Below are 18,210 nucleotides of genomic sequence, written 5' to 3' on the forward strand. Positions count from 1 at the left end.
CTGCAATTACTGCTGGGCCTTGACCTCCGCGACCCACTCATCCACCAGTTCCTCGAGGACGTCCAGCGGCACCGCGCCGTTGGCAAGGACCACATCGTGGAACGCGCGTATATCGAATTGATCGCCCAGGGCTTCCTTGGCCTTCTCACGCAGCTCGACAATTTTCAGCATGCCGATCTTGTAGGCAGTCGCCTGACCGGGCATGACGATATAGCGCTCGATGGCCTTCACCTGGTCACCTTTCGGGTTGGGGGTGTTTTCTCCCAGGTAATCGATGGCCTCTTCACGAGTCCACTTCTTGCTGTGGATGCCGGTATCGACAACCAGTCGCGCGGCGCGCCAGAGTTCCATCGCCAGACGGCCGAAATCGGAATAGGGGTCCTGATACAGACCGATCTCCTTCGGCACCAGTTCGGAGTAGAGGCCCCAGCCCTCGGTGTAGGCGGTGTAGCTGCCAAACTTGCGGAATTTCGGAATACCCTCCAGTTCCTGGGCAATGGACAGCTGCATGTGGTGGCCCGGAATGCCCTCGTGGTAGGCCAGCGCCTCCATCTGGTAGGTGGGCATGTCGCTGGTGTTATACAGGTTGGCGTAATAGATGCCGGGGCGCGAGCCGTCCGGTGCCGGACGCTGGTAGAACGCCTTCCCGGCGGACCTCTCGCGGAACGGCTCCACCGCCTTGACGACCAGGTCGGCCTTCGGCTTGGTGATAAACAGTTCGTCGAGTCGACCCTTCATATTGTCGATGATGGCTGTGGCTTCCTTCAGGTAGCGCTGCTTGCCTTCCTCGGTATTCGGGTAATAGAACTGCTCATCGGTCCGCATGAATTCGAAGAATTCCTGCAGGGAGCCCTCGAAACCGACTTTTTCCATGATCTCGCGCATCTCACCGTGGATACGCTCCACTTCCTCGAGACCCTTCTGGTGGATCTCGTCGGCGGTCATATCGGTGGTGGTGTAAACGCTGAGGCGATGGTTGTAGTAGTCGTCACCTTCGGGGAATTTCCACGCGCCGTCGTCAGTGGTGGCTTTTTTCTCCAGTTCACCCAGGTGGGCGATCAGCTCTTCGTAGGCGGGCTGGACGCTATCGACCATGGCAGTCTTGGCTTTTTCAATCAGGGCCTGTTTCTGCTCGTCGCTGATCTCCAGTTTTTCTACCTTGCCTTTGAAATCTTTCAGCAGGGTACTGTCTTTGCCATCGGTGTAGGGGGCACCGGTAATCAGGTTTTTGCCGTCACTGATCACATAGGGGAAAACAAACTTGGGCGGAATAATGCCCGCCTCGGCACGGTCATCCAGGTTGGCAATCAGCTGGTCAAAGTGTGCTGGCAGCGCATTGAGTCGAGCAATGTAGGCCTCTGCATCATCGACACTGTCAATTCTGTGCTGGTTGATCAGCAGGGAGGCCACACCGGTGTGCACGGCGTACATCTGGTTAACCGGATAGGTGTGCAGTCGCCACTTGAAGCCTTCAATATCCTGCTCTTTATTGCGGATCGCCAGTTTCAGGCTCAGAGCGGTGGACTCGTCCAGCTGGCTCGCGTCGATTTCCTTCAGTTCTGCCAGTTGGCGCTTGACGATTTCATGGGATTCTTCTTCGAATTCCGGGGAGAGGTTGTCCCACTTATCGTAATCTTCCTTCATGCCGAGGAAGGTCTTGAACGTCGGGCTGCGGTCGAGAAGCTCCTGGAAGTGATCCTCGAACAGCTGGTTGGCCTTGGCCACCATTTCCGGGTTCACCGAGGACTCCTGTGCAGATCCGGAAGTGGCTGCCTCTGCGCCGTCCGTCGTGGTCTCCGCGCTAATCTCGGTGTCCGGGCTCGGGGCCGGCTTTTCTTCAGCCCGGTCACAGCCGGTGATCACCAGTGCGCTGATGGCTGCGGCAATCAGGGTCTTGTTCAAGTGCATATTTGGCATTCCCGTCTGGTTGAAATCGTTATGGGATGGGGAAGTGCCGCCGGGAGTCCGGCGGCTCAAAAGCAAAAAGCGGGCATTGAGCCCGCTTTTCAGATCACAGGGATCAGGAGAAGTTCTGGTTCACGAAGTCCCAGTTCACCAGCTTCCAGAACGCTTCCATGTATTTCGGGCGAGCGTTGCGGTAGTCGATGTAGTAAGCGTGTTCCCAGACATCACAGGTCAGCAGCGGAGTCTGGTCGCTTTCGGTCAGCGGGGTAGCGGCGTTGGAGGTGTTGACGATCGCCACGGAGCCATCGCTCTTCTTGACCAGCCAGGTCCAGCCGGAGCCGAAGTTGTTGACTGCGCTGTTGGTAAACTCTTCTTTGAATTTCTCGAAAGAGCCGAAGGCCTTGTTGATGGCTTCTTCAACAGCGCCCGTGGGCTCACCACCGCCGTTGGGGCTCAGGCAGTTCCAGTAGAAGGTGTGGTTCCAGATCTGGGCTGCATTGTTGAACACGCCACCGGAGGAGGACTTGATCACTTCTTCCAGAGTCTTGTCGGCGTCAGCGGTGCCTTCCAGCAGGCCGTTCAGCTTGTCGACGTAGGTCTTGTGGTGCTTGCCGTAGTGATATTCCAGGGTCTCCTGGGAAATGTGCGGTTCCAGGGCGTCCATCGCGTAGGGAAGTTCGGGAAGAACGTGAGCCATGCTGTATTCCTTCTTCTGTCTGATAAGTCTGGATTTGTGGGTCTGGTCATTCTACACATCGGGTGTAGCAGATCTAACCCGGCGCACAAACTGCGCGCTTGCCCCCTCTATTGGGGGCAGATTTCCCAAAGGCAAGAGGGCAGAGGAATCTTATCGTCGAGGCGGTTACTTTTTCGTCAATTTTTGGTATAACTTGCCGCTGAATTCCACCAATCTACGCCCGAAGGGAAGCAATGGATTCCCGGGGCGTGACTATCAGGACTGTGTTTGTATGCAACGCAAAGAGCCGACTATAGGTGGCGGTGCGCCGTCCATCGAGCCGCAACTGGACAACAAGCCGATCGGCGGTGGCCCCCAGCGGCCGGCCCCGGCACCGCTGGAGCCTGAAGAGAGCCGTGGCGGTGTCTCCATGGTCGGTGTTTTCGCACTGATCCTGGCCCTCGCTGGTCTGGGTGCTTCCGGCTTTCTCTACAACCAGTGGCAGTTGAGCCGCGCGGCGCTGTCCGACGCCGAGAGCCGTATCGTGGAGCTGGAGAAGCGCTTCGAGATGTCCGACGAGGAGTCCACCGCTTCCGTCGAGGTGCTGAACGCCAAGGTCAAGGATAACGCCTCCGAGATCCGCAAGCTGTGGGGGGTTTCCTACGACACCAACCGCAAGAACATCGCGGCCAACAAGAGCGCAGCTGCTGAAGCCAAGAAAGAAGTTGCGGCCCTGTCCAGCAAGGTCAACGGCCTCAGCTCCAGCGTGAAGAAGATCGCTGCGGTCGAGAGTGCTCTGGCGGAGCTGAAGAAGGACAACACCTCCACCCAGCGCGAGATGACTGATAAGCTGGCCCGACTGGAGCGTCAGCTGTCTTCTGTGCGCAGTGACCTGACGGCCCGCGTTGGCGCCAATGAGGAAGCGGTGGAGTCCATTGACGCCTACCGCCGCTCTGTGAACAAGGACCTGGTGCAGCTGCGCGACGCCGTGCGCTCGCTGCAATCCGGTGCCAGCAATACCGCGTCCTCGCTTTAACCTGTCTTTCCGAGGCCGGGCGGTCACTTCGCCCGGCCCTCGTTCTTCCCGCACTACGCTCCTGACAGATCCCGCCATTTGGCCCACGGGCATCCCTCAAAGTGCATGCCCCCAACTGGCTGCTAATTCGTGTAAAATCGCCCGCCTGAGACGTTAACCGGAGCTGGCTATGACCACTATCCGTCAGGATGATCTGATCGACAGCGTTGCCGACGCGCTGCAATTCATTTCCTACTACCACCCGCAGGATTTCATCCAGGCCCTGAACAAGGCCTACGAGAAGGAAGCCAACCCGGCGGCCAAGGACGCCATGGCCCAGATCCTGATCAATTCCCGCATGTGCGCCCAGGGGCACCGTCCCATCTGTCAGGACACGGGCATCGTGACCGTGAAGCTGAAAGTGGGCATGAACGTGCAATGGGATGCGGACATGAGCGTGACCGACATGGTCAACGAAGGTGTGCGTCGCGCCTATAACAACCCGGACAATGTGCTCCGCGCCTCAATCCTAGAAGATCCGGATGGTGCCCGCAAAAACACCGGCGACAATACCCCGGCGGTGATTCACTACGAGATCGTTCCGGGTGACACCGTGGAGGTCTATGTGGCGGCCAAGGGTGGCGGTAGTGAGGCGAAGAGTAAATTCGCCATGCTGAACCCCTCCGATTCCGTGGTGGACTGGGTGCTGGAAATGGTGCCGAAGATGGGCGCTGGCTGGTGTCCGCCCGGCATGCTCGGCATCGGTGTCGGTGGCACCGCCGAGAAGGCCATGCTGCTGGCGAAGGAGTCCCTGCTGGATCCGATCGATATCCAGGAGCTGCAAGAGCGTGGCGCTGCCAATCGTGCCGAAGAACTGCGCCTGGAGCTGTACGACAAGGTCAACAAGCTGGGTATCGGTGCCCAGGGCCTGGGCGGCCTGACTACCGTGCTGGACGTGAAGGTCAAGGACTACCCGACCCATGCCGCCAACAAGGCAGTGGCGATCATTCCGAACTGCGCCGCCACCCGTCACACCCACTTCACGCTCGACGGCAGCGGTGCAGCGCACCAGACGCCGCCGAAGCTGGAAGACTGGCCAGAGATCACCCGCGAAGCCGGCGGCAACACCCGCCGTGTGAACCTGAATGAGGTGACCCGCGAAGACGTGCTCAGCTGGCAGCCGGGTGAGACGCTGCTGCTGAACGGCAAGATGCTGACCGGTCGTGATGCCGCTCACAAAAAGATGGTCGACATCCTGGCCAAGGGCGAAAAGCTGCCGGTAGACCTTCAGGGCCGCTTTATCTACTACGTGGGCCCGGTGGATCCGGTGCGTGAAGAGGTGGTTGGCCCGGCTGGTCCGACGACCGCAACCCGCATGGATAAATTCACCCGTACCATGCTGGAAGAGACCGGCCTGCTGGGCATGATCGGCAAAGCCGAGCGCGGCCCCACTGCCATCGATGCCATCCGCGACAATCAGGCCGTGTACCTGATGGCCGTGGGCGGTGCGGCTTACCTGGTGGCCCAGGCCATCAAGGACGCCAAAGTGGTTGCCTTCCCCGAGCTGGGAATGGAAGCCATCTACGAGTTCGATGTCCAGGATATGCCGGTCACCGTGGCCGTCGACAGCAAAGGCGAGTCGGTACACAACACCGGGCCGCTGATCTGGAAAGAAAAGATCGAAGAGGGTGCGGTTTAACTTCCTCTCCCTCCCTTAAAAAAGGCCGGGCTCCGTGAGGGGCCCGGCCTTTTTTTATTTCGGCTCGGTATGAGCGGGGGCGCCCGCGAATGAGTTGCGGGCTACCCGGTCGATCAATCCTCCTGTAATTCCGCCACCATCAACTCCCGAATCACCGGCACCGGCGCATTGCCGTAGCTGAGGAATTTTTCGTGGAAGGCTTTCAGATCGAAGTCATCCCCCAGTTTTTCCTTCATCTCCTCACGCAGCGCGAGGATGTCGGCGTAACCGGCGTAGTAGCTGGTCAGCTGTACCTGGCTCAGGGTAGCGCGGCGCCATTTGCCCATGGCCTCCGCTTTCTGCTGGAAGCCCTGGCGCACCATCAAGTCCAGCGCCCGTTGTTCGTCGATACCTTTCACCTGAATCTCGTAGTCGAGGATGGTGTTGATCACAACGCGCAACCGCCACTTGTAATACATCAGCCACAGCTCGGGAGAGAAGTCGCCGTAGCCGGCCTCGAGCATCATCTGCTCGGTGTATACGGCCCAGCCCTCAACCATGGCGCCATTGCCAAGAATGCTCTTGATCAAGCTGGGCGACTTGTTGGCGTAGATAAGCTGGGTGTAATGCCCGGGAATGGCCTCATGGATATTGAGGATCTGCATCAGGTACTTGTTGTATTCCTTGAGCAGGCTATCGGCGCGGTCATCACTGAATTCCTCAATGGGCATCACGTTGTAATACGTATTGGCACCTTTGTCGTAGGGGCCCGGCGCGTTGATGGAGGCTACTGAAAAGCCGCGCATATAGGGTGGCGTAGTGCGCACGACCAGGGGTTTGTCCTCGTCCAGAGTCAGTAGGTCTTTTTCCTTGACGAAGGCCACCAGTTCCGGAATCTGCTTCTCCACCTCAGCCTTGAAGGTCTCTTTGGTGGCATGGTGCTCGGACAGTTTCTCCAGCACCTGGCCAATTTTTTCCAGCCGGTCCTCTGGCGGCTGCTGATCAGGGAAGTACTTGGGCCAGAGTTCGCCGGCCAGTTCCTCCATCTTATCGTGCAGCTTGTCCTTTTCTGCCAGCGCCTTCTCGTAGAGCTCCTTGCCGGTCATGCCGATCTGAATTTCGTACTCGAACTTTTGCTCATACAGCTCCTCGCCGATCCGGAAATCCTTGTAGTCCTGACTCTCCTCCAGTTCGGCGTGTCGGGTCTGCAGATAAGTGATGTATTCCTGGATCGCCTTGCGCGCGTTCTCAAGCCGCTCCTGGAAAAGCTGTTTTTCCTCTTCGCTGAGCCCGCTACTCGCCAGCTTCTCCTCAGCTTCCTCGCCAAACACTTTCAGGGCGCCTTCATTTTGCTGGATTGCCAGGATGAGCTGGGGGGAAGCCGGTTTTTGCAGGGTTTTCTCCGCTGCGTCGTAGTAGGCGGGTACTTTCTGCAGGCGCTCACTGAATGTGCGCAGGCGCTCATCGAGGGGCGCGTATTCGGTGTTGAGGATCAGAGCGAATGGATGGGAAACGTTGTATTCGGCCGGGTTCCAGAGGTGGGACTGGAACTCGGTGAGTTGCCATTCGAGGCGGTTAAGGAAGTTCTGGATCAGGGCCAGGTCGCTTCTGTCATTGGCATCGAGGGTCTCGGTATCGATATTCGCGAACTGCTCGCGGTGACGGCGGGCGAACTCGAGCACCTGTTCCCGGTAGGCGTCATTCGGTATCTGTAGCTGGTCGGCCACCGCATAGTAGCCCTCGCGCACTGCCCAGGAAGGAAACAGCTGCCAGAGCTCTTCGATCATCTGCGCCGACTGGGCATCGAAACTCTGCTGCTGACTGCCATTGGTGGCTTCTCCAGTGGTTGCGGCGGGAACTTCAGTCGCGCTTTCTGCCTGAGCGGTATCCTTCCGAGTACCATCGTTTTCTGTGCGGTCACAGCCCGCAAGACTCAGGCTCAGCGCCAGAGCGGACATTGCCATAGTGGGTAGTGTGATTTTCATTGCATTCCTCGGTATTAAACACTTTCTGTGGCAGTTTTCTCTTTCCATCACCGCGCCGGCCGGGCCGTATTCAAGGCAAGGCCTTTGGTGTTTTTTAGCACTCTGTCCCATTAAAGCGCAGCCTAACCACATAAAATAGCCTTTTACACGGTGCGCTTGTTTCAGTCCCGGGGCGCGGTTAGAGTCATCCGCTGCTCACTCGAGTCCATAATAATTGAAACACTTCGAGGACTGATTCATGACTGAACTTGCCGAACAAAAATGTGAAGCCTGTCGCGCCGATGCGCCACTGGTATCTGACGAAGAGCTTGCTGAACTGCTGCGGGAAATTCCCGACTGGACCCCGATGGCCCGGGACGGCGTGATGCAGCTTGAACGTGTTTTCAAGTTCCGCAACTTCAAGCAGGCCCTGGCCTTTACCAACCGGGTTGGCGAAATCGCTGAAGAGGTCGGTCACCACCCGGCCCTTTTGACGGAGTGGGGCAAGGTGACGGTGACCTGGTGGAGTCATGAGGCCGGTGGCCTGCATAAGAATGACTTCATCATGGCGGCGCGCACAGACAAGCAACTGGAGGCGTAATAGCCGCTCGCTTCGGCAGCCGCCTCTATGTGGTTACTCCCGGCTTATGGAAGTCGGGAGTGACCTGAAGTAGGAGTTGGTAGAGCTGCCATGCTGAAAATGAAGCCAAGCTGCGAGCGTTGCAGCGCAGCACTCGGCCTGGGTGACCAGGCGTATATCTGTTCCTTTGAGTGCACCTTCTGCCCCACATGCGCGGAAGTGCTCTCCCGCAGCTGCCCCAATTGCCAGGGCAGCCTGGTTCCGCGTCCGCCGCGGACCCGCTCTCCTACCGAAGTTCCGAGCCAGGGTTTCAAGGCCAAGCTGGAGGAAATTCTCAATCGGTCTTGAGTCTCGGCATCAGGCTTTTTGCGCCCAGAGAAGGAACTCCCGATTGCCGTCACCGCCGAGAATCGGGCTCTCGATGTAGGCTTTTACGGACAGGTCGAGTTCTTCGCATAGGGCCACGATTTTTTCCCGCACCTGCCCATAGAGCTTCTCATCGCGCACAAGGCCACCCTTGCCAATATTCTCCGGGCCCACCTCGAACTGGGGTTTGACCAGGCTGAGCAGTTGCGCGCCTGGCCGCATCAGCGCTGGTAGGCGGGGCAGGATCAGCGTCTGCGATATAAACGACACATCCATTACCACGGCATCAAATCCCTCCTCGCTGTATGGGTATAGCTGCGCGGGCTCCAGGTAGCGGGCGTTCAGGCCCTCAAAGAGATGCATACGGGGGTGGCTGCGGAGTTTCGCTGCCAGCTGGTCGTGCCCGACATCGACGCCGACTACCAGCGCGGCGCCTCTTTGCAGCAGACAGTCGCTAAAACCGCCGGTTGAACAGCCCACATCCAGGGCCCGCCAGCCCTCGGGCTTGAGCCCGGTATGGTCCAGTACGGCTTCCAGTTTGATGCCGGCTCGGGAGACGTAGCGATCCTCTGGCAGGGGCTCGACGCGCAGTGGCTGGTCGGCGGTTACCCCCTGACCCGGTTTCTGCGCCGGCCGCCAGCTGGCGCCGTTATCCAGCCAGACCCGGCCCGCCTCAATCAGCTTCTTGGCATGGGTGCGGGAGTTGGCCAGTTGGCGTTCAACGAGGAGGATATCGAGGCGCATCGGCGGAGTTCGATCCTAAAAATATGGTGGAATTCGATGCTGCCATGCTAACCTCTGGGCCCACTTGTTAGAAGCAGTGAGCTGGATAGGAGGTTGGCAGCGGATGGCGAAAAGCGTTCTGGGCAAGTTCAGAATTCGCAAGGGCAGGGTGTTTGAAGCGCCCCTGGAGAGCGCTTTCGGGCGACTGGTCACGCCTTTTGAAGAGTTTATTCACCGGCAGAGCAGCAGTGGCATTCTGCTCATGATTTCGGCAATTGCTGCCCTGGTCATTGCCAATTCACCGCTGCAGGAGGCCTACAAGCACCTGCTACATATGCCCATCAGTGTCGGCGCCGGGGAGTGGAAACTGTCCCTCACCCTGCATCATTGGATCAACGACGCGCTGATGGCGATCTTCTTCTTCCTGGTTGGCCTGGAACTCAAGCGCGAGTTTCTCGTCGGGGAACTCTCCGAGCTGAAGCAGGCGGTGCTGCCCATCATGGCGGCTATGGGCGGTATGGTGATACCGGCACTGATCTACGCCGGGCTCAATGGCGACGGCGATGCGGCACGGGGCTGGGGTATTCCCATGGCCACCGATATCGCTTTTGCCGTCGGTTGTATTGCGCTACTGGGCAATCGTGTGCCGCGGGCGGTCGTGATGTTCCTGGTCGCCCTGGCCATTGTCGACGATCTGGGTGCGATTCTGGTGATTGCCATCTGGTACACCGAGAGCGTCAACATGGCTGCGCTGGCTGCTGCCGGTGTGCTGGTGGTGATTCTTTGGCTGCTGAAGGCGGCAGGCGTGCGCAGTTCCCCAGCCTATATATTTGTCGGCGTGCTGCTCTGGTATGAGTTCTACCTGAGTGGGATCCACGCGACCCTGGCCGGGGTGGTGACCGCCATGGCCATGCCGGCACGCCCTAAATACGACCCGGTGGCCTTCAGCACCTTTGTGAAGGACATCATTCGAAGTTTCGATCGCAGCTTCCGCCCTGGAGACAAGATCATCGCCAACGACGCCCTGCGCGCGCGGGTGATGGCGTTAGGCAATGGCGTCAAGCTGGCACAGTCACCGCTGCAGCGGATGGAGACTCGCCTGCATACGCCGGTGGCGTTCCTGGTGATCCCGATTTTCGCTCTGGCGAATGCGGGTATCCCGATCGACAGTTTTACCACCGGCACTGCGGTACTGAACCCGGTCACTCTGGGTGTAATCCTGGGATTGGTGTTCGGTAAGCTGATCGGTATTGTCGGTGCGACCTGGATCGGCTGGCGCCTCGGGCTGGGCAGCCTGCCCAAAGGGGCCACTTTCCACCATATCGTCGGTGTGGCGCTGTTGGGTGGTATCGGCTTCACCATGTCGATCTTTATCTCCGAGCTGGCTTTCGCTGGCAGTGAGGAACTGCTGATCCAGGCCAAGGCCGGTGTATTGCTGGCATCTCTGATCGCCGGTATCAGCGGCTTTATGATCCTGCGCAAGGCGCCTATCTCTGATGAGTACGCTGCCGTTGATTCCGATGAAAACCGAGAGGAAGAAGGCGCGGATACGGAAGAAAAGGGGGCCGCTGAAGGCGCGGCTTCTCCCGCCGGCAGCGGTGACCGGCAGGGCTGAGGAGGTTGTCCGGTCTGACCGGTAGTCGTCTCAGGCCCATCGAGAGGCCGGGTCAATCCCGGCCTTTTTTGTGTCCGCTGCTCCTGAAGTGAGTCAGGGCTTTCCGATTCACTCTGCGCGGGGTTCGAGCAGTTTGCCGATCAGGGCTCGCATCCGGTCGTAGTGACTGCCTTTCCAGTACACCCGGCCGCACTGGTTACACTGCCAGAACTGGTCAAAATGACGGCGAGTGTTATCTCGCAGCTGGTGAAGCACGGCATCCTTTGGCACTGACTCCAGATGGCCGTTACAGCGGGTGCAGCGGGAAAAGGGGTGCAGCACATTCTGCAGCTGGAACCGCTCTGCCACTTCCGCCAGTTGCTGCTTTGGGTTGGTGGCTCGCACCCAGTAGCCGCGTTGCAGGGCCCTGCGCCGGAACAGTGCCCGGTCGCGGCTAAGGAGGATGCGTTGTTGTTCGACGGAGACCCTGACGAGTTCGCCATCTTCGGAGTTTTCCGGCAACAGCGTATCGAAGCCCAGCAGGCGCAGGTAGCGTGCCAGGCGCCCAAGGTGGCAGTCCAGGACAAAGCGAGGCTCCCGCAGGGGAGCAGGGCGCAAGCGAGTCAGTGCCGAAATATCGAGGGACTCAAACACCGGGTAGACACTGACACGATCGCCATCACGCAGAAGGTAGTTGAAGTCCACCGATTTGCCGTTTACCAGAATCAGGTCCACCTCTGTATGCGGCACTCCCAGGTTTTCGATCGCGTCCTTGATCGATCCCGTTCTTGAATAGGCACGCACGATATCGCGCTGGCGCTGGTCTTTCGCCAGAAAGTCGTTCAGCTCCCGGTAGAATCGAAAAGAGACGCTGATGTCTGCACTTTGTTGTGGCACTGGCAGGTTTTCCTCCGCCCCGTCGCTGCCTGTTTCGGGTCGTGCCGTTGCGACATCCCGGCCTTGCACTGGATAATAGCGGCTGAAAAATAAACGGCGTGACCAATAACGATAAAAGCGGCGCTACCGATGATGAAAAAAAGACGCTGGGTTTCCGCATTAACGAGTCGCTCTGGCTTGATCTCCCTGTCCATACTGGTCTGTTGCTCGCTGGCCATTGTGTTGGCAATGAGGCCCCCGGCCATAGAGAATCCCAAGCCTTCCACGGCACTTCTCGAGCCTCTGAACAGTCCGCTGCATGGGGCTGCCAACCTCCTTTCCATCCAGCCGCATCTGGATGTCGCGGACTATGCGCAGGCCGGTCTTCTGCAGCGCAAGCTGTCCGGCTATCTGGACCAGGCCCGCAGTGCCGGATGGTTGAGCCCCCAAACAGTGGTCGTGTTCCCGGAGCATATTGGCACCTGGCTGGTTGCTGAGGGCGAGAGTGCGCTGGTCTTTGCGGCGGACACCACGACTGGCGCATTGGCCTGGGCGGCGCTCGGTAACCTGTCCGGATTCCTCTATCGGCTGGTCGGGGCAGAAGAGCAGGACCCGTTTGCGGCGTCGCTTTTTCGCACCAAGTCGGAGGCCATGGCCGACCAATATCAACAGATTTTTTCCGGGCTCGCGTCAGAATACGGTGTCACCGTGGTTGCCGGTTCGATTTTGCTCCCGGAGCCAGCTGTAAAGGATGAGCGGCTGGTTGTCGGCTTGGGCCCTTTGTACAACAGCAGCTTCGTCTTTTTTGCTGACGGTCGAGTGGCCGGTCCGGTGCGCAAGGTTTACCCCATCGACTCGGAATTGCCGTTTACCGAGCCCGCGCCCTTGGATGACAGCCTGCCCATCGTTGAGACACCGGCGGGCCGGCTGGGAGTGTTGATCTGTGCGGACAGCTGGTATCCCGATACCTGGGCACAGATACAGAGCGCGCAGCTGGTCGCCGTGCCTTCCTTTTCTTCACCGGACGGAATCTGGGAATCGCCCTGGGGTGGCTATAACGGTGCGCGGGCGCCAGATGATGTTGCCGATAGTGACGTCCAAAAGCTGACGGAGGCTGAGGCCTGGCGCAAGTACGCGCTGGGTGGGCGCGGCCGGCAGCTGCGCGCCGGCATCAACACTTTTCTGCGCGGCGATCTCTGGGATCTGGGCGATGATGGCCAGACCATGGCCGTGCTGGATGGTGAGCTGATCCTCGGCCAGCGCAAGGATATCGCCATTGTCTCCAGCCTCTGGCTCAACACTCATCATGAGGAGGTCTCCGCCCGTGACTAAGCAAAACAGTTATGCAGTGCCCCCGGATCTTTTGGATGTGGTGATCGTTGGCGCGGGCATCTCCGGCCTGCAGGCAGCGCGGTTGCTGCGGCCTAATTACCGTATCGCGGTACTGGAAGCCCGCGAGCGCGTTGGGGGCCGCCTTTGTAACCACCGCTTTGCCAATGGTGAAACGGTGGATATCGGCGGGCAGTGGGTGGGGCCGGGCCAGGAGCGGATGTACCGCCTGATCGAGGAACTCGGTTTCGAGACCTGGCCGCTATACGACAACGGCGACAACCTGCTCTGGGACCGGGCCCGGGGGCGACGCTACCAGGGCACCATCCCGCGTATTAACCCCGTGGCGCTGCTGGACCTGGGGCAGGCCATGGCGCGTTTTGAACGGATGGCCAGGAGCATTGACTGCTCCGCGCCGTGGACCCATCCGAAGGCGGCCGAGTGGGATCAGCAGACGCTGGCCAGCTGGCTGCAGCGCACCTGCAAAACTCGCCGTGCGCGGGAGCTGTTTGCCATCGGCATCGGCGCGGTGTTCGCCGCCGAGCCGGAGGAACTCTCCCTGTTGCATGCCCTGTTTTATGCGCGCTCCGGTAATTCATTGGAGACGCTACTCTCGGTAACCGGAGGTGCCCAGCAGGATCGTGTTCATGGAGGCACGGCAGGGCTCTGCACCCGTATGGCCAGAGAGCTGGGTGATGACCTGCACCTGAATGCTCCGGTAAATTCCATTGAACAGAATGCAGATGGAACATTGCTGGTGAGTTTTGAGGGCGGTGTCCTCCGTTGCCGGCGACTGATCCTGGCGCTGCCGCCCAACCAGGCGCTGCGGATTCAGTTTTCCCCGGCGCTGCCCGCCCGTCGTGACCAGTTGTGGCAGCGGATGCCCGCCGGCAGCTGTATCAAATGTGTCGCCCGTTATGATCGTCCTTTCTGGCGTGACGAGGGCTTGTCCGGCCAGGTGACCAGCGTCGAGGGCCCGGTGCGGGTGGTGTTCGACAATTCCGAGGCTGGCAAAGACTCCGGCCTGCTGATGGGTTTTCTCGAGGGAGAGGCCGCGCGGCATTACAGCGGTGTCGATCCCGAGGTGCGTCGACGCGATGTGCTCGACTGTTTCGCGCGCTATTTCGGTAAGCGGGCCCGCACGCCCCTTGAGTATGTCGACCGGGACTGGAGTAGTGAGCCCTGGACCAGGGGATGCTATGCCGCGTTGATGCCGCCCGGAGTCTGGACGCAGTACGGCGACGGCCTGCGCGATGCGGATGGTCCCATCCACTATGCGGGTACCGAGGCGGCCACGGAATGGTACGGCTATATGGAAGGTGCGCTGCAGGCCGCTGAGCGGGCAGTGCAGGAAGTGCGCCAGGCTCTGGCAGAGTGTGCTCCCGGGGCGCCGGCGATGAATCTTCAAGTGCGGGAGCTGCCCCGTGTGTGACACCCTGGTCTGGCGCGGGCAGGGGGAAACCTGGCTGGCCAAAAACAGTGACCGCGATCCCTACGAGGCACAGCGTGTCGAGGTGGTACCGGCCGTGCGCGGAGATCGCACTGCCAACCTCCGCTGTACCTGGATCGAAATTCCACAGGTGCCCGATCGGCACGCCTGCATCATCGGTCGGCCCGCGTGGATGTGGGGCGCGGAGATGGGGGTGAACGCGTGCGGGGTAGCGATCGGTAACGAGGCCATCTTTTCCCGCCGCGTGTTGAAAAGCGGCGCGGCGCTGCTGGGTATGGATCTGGTACGTCTCGGTCTCGAGCGCGCATCCACGGCGGAGGAGGCGCTGGATGTCATCATCGGCCTGCTGCAGGCCCATGGTCAGGGTGGCCCCGCAGGCTTCAGTCAGCGGGACTTCCGCTACGATAACAGTTTCCTGATCGCCGATTCTGGCAGTGCCTGGAAGCTGGAAACTGCCGGGCAGCAGTGGGCTGCTTCCCGGATCGACAGTTTCGACAGTATTTCCAACGCGCTCACGATCGACACAGGCGCCGACCGGATTCCCCCGGATCTTGTCGCGGTGCAGGCTGGGGGTGAAAGCTTCCGGCGGCGCTTCGACACCTGGCTGCGCCCGTTTTTTGGTGCCAGCCGCCGCCGCAGGGCCGCCAGTCTGAACGCGCTCGGTTCGCTGCCTGACAGTGGTGTCGGTTTCCGGGAGTTTGCGGCCATTCTGCGACAACACCGAAAGGCATGCCCCAGTGGCAACGGGGACCTGTGTATGCACGCCGCACCGGTGAATTCGCCGCTTGCCTTCCTGCGCCCCTCGCAGACCACCAATGCCATGATCGTGCAATTGAGCGAGCACGGGCCGCGAGTCAGTTTTACCGGCACCGCGGCGACCTGTAGCAGTCTGTTTATGCCCGTCGAATTTACCGGTGGGTGGCAGGTCTGCGCGCAGGATCGCTGGGAGCAGCACCGGGTTGCGATGGCCAGTGCAATTGAGCGCGGTTCCAGTGCCTCTCTACTGGGTGGAATTGAAGCCGCAGAGGCTGAGATTTTCGCTGCCATCGAGGCTGGCGAACTCTGCGAGGCGGAGACTCTCGCAATAACGCATTCCGCCGCACTTTTCGGTCTGCGTCTGCAGGGCAATACAGCGCCGGTAAACATTCAACATGAATTCAAACAGAAAAGAAGCACTGAGGAGACCTCATGACTCCAGCCAAGATAATGCGCGACCTTTGCATTGCGGCAATGACAATTTTGATGCTGTCAGGGTGCGGTCAGCGCGACTCGGACACAAAGTCCGATGTAACTACGGCCACCAATGAGTCGGCAGCGCAGCAACAGGCTGACTCGGGCAGCGGCAAGAAGGAAAGTGAGCAAGTGAAATCCATGGACCAGCTGGCCGAAGACTATGTGTTACTGGTGCTGTCACTCGGCAACCACGATGACAACTACGTCGATGCCTATTACGGTCCGGAGCAGCTGCGGGAAACCGCTAAACAGAATAAGGCGTCGCCCGCAGTGCTGGCGGATCAGGCGGCTGAACTGTCGGCCAAGCTGGAGGCGATGCCAGAGCCGGACAATGAAATGGACAGGTTGCGCCACCACTACCTGAAGACGCAGTTGCGCGCGGTAGCGGCTCATGCAGAGAGTCTCGCCGGCAACGGTAACCGGGATTTCGATCGCGAGGCGGAGCTGCTATACGACACCCAGCCCCCGAAACAGGAATTCTCCGAATTCGAACCCGCCCTCGCAGAGCTCGAGCAATTGCTGCCCGGAGAGGAGCCGTTGCACGAGCGGGTGCAGGCCTTCCGCAAACAGTTCGAAATTCCACCTGAAAAACTGGGGCCGGTATTTGAAGCGGCGATTGATGCCTGCAGGCAGCGCACGAAAAAATACATCGACCTGCCGTCAAACGAGGAATTCACCCTCGAGTATGTTACCGACAAGCCCTGGAGCGGCTACAACTGGTATCAGGGCGATGCCCACAGCCTGATCCAGATGAACACCGAGTTACCAGTCATGATCGACCGCGCGATTGACCTCGGCTGCCACGAGGGTTATCCCGGACATCACACCTACAACGCCTTACTGGAACAGAAGCTGGTAAAAGACCGCGGCTGGATCGAGTTCAGTGTCTACCCCCTGTTTAGTCCGCAGTCCCTGATCGCTGAAGGTAGCGCCAACTACGGGATCGAATTGGCTTTCCCCGATGAGCAAAAGACCCAGTTCGAACGGGAGACGCTCTATCCGCTGGCGGGCCTGGATCCCTCAAAGGCGGAAAAGTATGACCGCGTACTGGAGTTGATCGATACCGTCAGCTTCGCCGGTAACACCATCGCCCGGCAATATATCAACGGCGAGATCGAAGGCGATCAGGCAGTGGAACTGTTCGAGAAGTACACCCTGATGAGCCCGGAAAAGGCGCGCCAGCGTAAGCGCTTTGTGGATACTTACGGTGCCTACGTCATCAACTACAACTGGGGCAAGCAACTCGTGGCTGACTATGTGGAAGAGGGCGCGGGTAGTGAGGAGGAACGCTGGCAGCGCTTTGCCAAGCTGTTGTCGTCCCCCCGGTTGCCGTCTTCCCTGAACTGGTGAGCGCATCCCGGCAGTGAAAATGAGAGTCTGCTGAATTCCGGCGAGAAATGGCGAGTTCAGCAGCCCATCCGTGACCCATTTCCCTGACGGGTCACTATATCCCTCACACCACGGAAACTGGTCTGGCGCCGGGCCTTAGACCGGCTTCTGGCCAGGAGGCTGGAATTTGCTCGTGTCATCTGAAGTCATTTGAATTGGCACTTTCTGTCGCCGACGGAGTGTTTTTTGTACAATTGTTGCAAAAGTTGCTTTCGAACTACTCATGCTGATTTGTATGTATTTTAAACAAAATCATCCTAATGCATAATGTCATCACAAGATAAATGACATAAAAGGCCATGCTTTTGGTTAATTCGGGACGTTTTTGGCAGGTGCCAGTGCCTGTGGGAATTGTCCCTGACGACCGTCGGCTGGCCGCCTGGGGAGCCCCATTGAGGGGGGTTACTTTTGGTGCAGTCTGGAAGAAGAAAGAAATGCCGGGAACAAAGATCAGTTTGTCGCAGATGGAAGCCTTTTGTGCGGTGGCCAAGTATCGCAGCTTCAAAGAGGCCGCGTTGAGACTGGAGATCTCCCAGCCATCGCTGGTGAATAAGATGTCTCAGTTGGAAGAGTGCTACGGCGCCAAGCTTCTGGTCCGGCGCCGGGAAAACAACCGACTGACAAGTATCGGTGCCGCGTTGTTGCCATTGTTTCAGTCTGCCCTCAATGCAGTACGTGAATCTGAACACCTGATGTATTCCCACTCGAAGATGCAGTCGGGTGAGATTCGCATCGCGGCCGTGAGCCCGTATAAGGTGTCGCGGATTCTGAAGGTTTTCAACAGCCGTTACCCGAATATCAGAGTGAAAGCATCCTTCTCCTCCTCGGAAAATATCCAGCGTCTGCTGGAGCTGGGTGAAGTGGATGCAGCTTTTTATGTTCAAGCCGAGAAGCGGCCGGGCCAGCAGGCATTCCGATGCTATGAATACAGCCTGGTGGCGATTCTTCCCCGGGAGCACCCACTTGCCAGCAAAAGTGCGCTGGAGATCGGGGATTTTCACCAGCAGGCTTTCATCAGCAGGGAGGAGGGTTCCTTGACCCGATCGCTGTTTGAGGAAGCGCTGAGGGAACAGAGTGTTGTTGTGGACACGCGGTACGAGCTGGGCAGTAGAGAGTCCATCCGCGAGGCAGTAGGGCAGGGCCTCGGTATTTCCGTGGTGGCAGAAGATGAGCATGTGCCTCATCCGAACATTGTGGTGCGGCCCATTCGCAGTGATCGCCTGTCGATTGTCAGTAGCCTGGTGGTGCTGAACGAGCGAGTGTCGACTCCATTGACCCAGTCACTGATCCAGGTCGTGACCGCTCTTGCGCGTGAATTCGATCGTGAAACCGCGGACTGCGCTCTGGCGAGTTAAGCGAATAGCTCCTCAGAAGGCCCAATGATTTCACCAGTAAAAAAGGCGGCCCAACTGGGCCGCCTAAACCGATCATC

Annotated in this window: 15 protein-coding genes; 10 read left to right on the forward strand and 5 right to left on the reverse strand. The window is 59.1% G+C overall.

Features of this window, described 5'->3' with window-relative positions:
• Nucleotides 1-6: 6 nt before the first annotated feature.
• Complete coding sequence (locus AUP74_RS09855) at nt 7-1,908, reverse strand: DUF885 domain-containing protein (RefSeq protein WP_226999752.1); 1,902 nt, start codon at nt 1,906-1,908, stop codon at nt 7-9.
• Nucleotides 1,909-2,020: 112 nt separating this feature from the next.
• Nucleotides 2,021-2,602 carry a superoxide dismutase gene (locus AUP74_RS09860; RefSeq protein ID WP_069947429.1) on the reverse strand — a complete coding sequence of 194 codons (582 nt, stop codon included), beginning with the start codon at nt 2,600-2,602 and terminating at the stop codon, nt 2,021-2,023.
• A gap of 271 nt (nt 2,603-2,873) precedes the next feature.
• On the opposite strand from AUP74_RS09860, the gene AUP74_RS09865 reads away from it, so the two are divergent.
• Nucleotides 2,874-3,617, forward strand: coding sequence for a hypothetical protein (locus tag AUP74_RS09865; protein WP_069947430.1), 744 nt, complete (start codon nt 2,874-2,876; stop codon nt 3,615-3,617).
• A 169-nt stretch (nt 3,618-3,786) separates the two neighbouring features.
• Complete coding sequence (locus AUP74_RS09870) at nt 3,787-5,295, forward strand: fumarate hydratase (RefSeq protein ID WP_069947431.1); 1,509 nt, start codon at nt 3,787-3,789, stop codon at nt 5,293-5,295.
• Between the two features lie 113 nt (nt 5,296-5,408).
• Here AUP74_RS09870 and AUP74_RS09875 read toward each other — a convergent pair whose 3' ends face one another.
• The gene (locus AUP74_RS09875) at nt 5,409-7,259 is read right to left on the reverse strand and encodes a DUF885 domain-containing protein (protein WP_069947432.1); all 1,851 of its coding nucleotides are present in this window, start codon (nt 7,257-7,259) and stop codon (nt 5,409-5,411) included.
• A gap of 238 nt (nt 7,260-7,497) precedes the next feature.
• On the opposite strand from AUP74_RS09875, the gene AUP74_RS09880 reads away from it, so the two are divergent.
• Both AUP74_RS09880 and AUP74_RS09885 read left to right on the forward strand, forming a co-directional pair.
• Complete coding sequence (locus AUP74_RS09880) at nt 7,498-7,839, forward strand: 4a-hydroxytetrahydrobiopterin dehydratase (RefSeq protein WP_069947433.1); 342 nt, start codon at nt 7,498-7,500, stop codon at nt 7,837-7,839.
• Nucleotides 7,840-7,929: 90 nt separating this feature from the next.
• Nucleotides 7,930-8,166 (forward strand): DUF1272 domain-containing protein, encoded by a 237-nt coding sequence (locus tag AUP74_RS09885; protein ID WP_069947434.1) that lies wholly within the window; start codon nt 7,930-7,932, stop codon nt 8,164-8,166.
• A gap of 9 nt (nt 8,167-8,175) precedes the next feature.
• Here the strand turns inward: AUP74_RS09885 and AUP74_RS09890 are convergent, their stop codons facing one another.
• Nucleotides 8,176-8,928, reverse strand: a complete 753-nt coding sequence (locus AUP74_RS09890; RefSeq protein ID WP_069947435.1) for a TlyA family RNA methyltransferase — start codon at nt 8,926-8,928, stop codon at nt 8,176-8,178.
• Between the two features lie 103 nt (nt 8,929-9,031).
• Between AUP74_RS09890 and nhaA the strand changes: the two genes are divergently transcribed.
• Nucleotides 9,032-10,522, forward strand: coding sequence for a Na+/H+ antiporter NhaA (nhaA, locus tag AUP74_RS09895; RefSeq protein WP_083260914.1), 1,491 nt, complete (start codon nt 9,032-9,034; stop codon nt 10,520-10,522).
• 108 nt (nt 10,523-10,630) lie between these two features.
• On the opposite strand, the gene AUP74_RS09900 is transcribed toward nhaA, so the two are convergent.
• Nucleotides 10,631-11,398, reverse strand: a complete 768-nt coding sequence (locus AUP74_RS09900) for a Mut7-C RNAse domain-containing protein (RefSeq protein WP_226999753.1) — start codon at nt 11,396-11,398, stop codon at nt 10,631-10,633.
• A 129-nt stretch (nt 11,399-11,527) separates the two neighbouring features.
• On the opposite strand from AUP74_RS09900, the gene AUP74_RS09905 reads away from it, so the two are divergent.
• The 5 genes from AUP74_RS09905 (at nt 11,528) to AUP74_RS09925 (ending at nt 18,133) form a co-directional block, all read left to right on the forward strand.
• Nucleotides 11,528-12,709 carry a carbon-nitrogen hydrolase family protein gene (locus AUP74_RS09905; RefSeq protein WP_083260915.1) on the forward strand — a complete coding sequence of 394 codons (1,182 nt, stop codon included), beginning with the start codon at nt 11,528-11,530 and terminating at the stop codon, nt 12,707-12,709.
• On the forward strand, nt 12,702-14,138 hold the full coding sequence (locus AUP74_RS09910; RefSeq protein WP_226999754.1) for a flavin monoamine oxidase family protein: 1,437 nt from the start codon (nt 12,702-12,704) through the stop codon (nt 14,136-14,138). Before AUP74_RS09905 ends, AUP74_RS09910 begins: the two co-directional genes overlap by 8 nt.
• Entirely contained in the window at nt 14,131-15,348 is a 1,218-nt protein-coding gene (locus AUP74_RS09915) for a peptidase C69 family protein (RefSeq protein WP_069947438.1), read from the forward strand. The genes AUP74_RS09910 and AUP74_RS09915 overlap by 8 nt, the downstream gene beginning before the upstream one ends.
• On the forward strand, nt 15,345-16,739 hold the full coding sequence (locus tag AUP74_RS09920; RefSeq protein WP_145924368.1) for a hypothetical protein: 1,395 nt from the start codon (nt 15,345-15,347) through the stop codon (nt 16,737-16,739). Before AUP74_RS09915 ends, AUP74_RS09920 begins: the two co-directional genes overlap by 4 nt.
• A 473-nt stretch (nt 16,740-17,212) precedes the next feature.
• Nucleotides 17,213-18,133, forward strand: coding sequence for a LysR family transcriptional regulator (locus AUP74_RS09925; protein ID WP_069947439.1), 921 nt, complete (start codon nt 17,213-17,215; stop codon nt 18,131-18,133).
• The last annotated feature ends 77 nt before the right edge of the window (nt 18,134-18,210 follow it).

This window comes from Microbulbifer aggregans (assembly GCF_001750105.1).
Lineage (GTDB): Bacteria > Pseudomonadota > Gammaproteobacteria > Pseudomonadales > Cellvibrionaceae > Microbulbifer > Microbulbifer aggregans.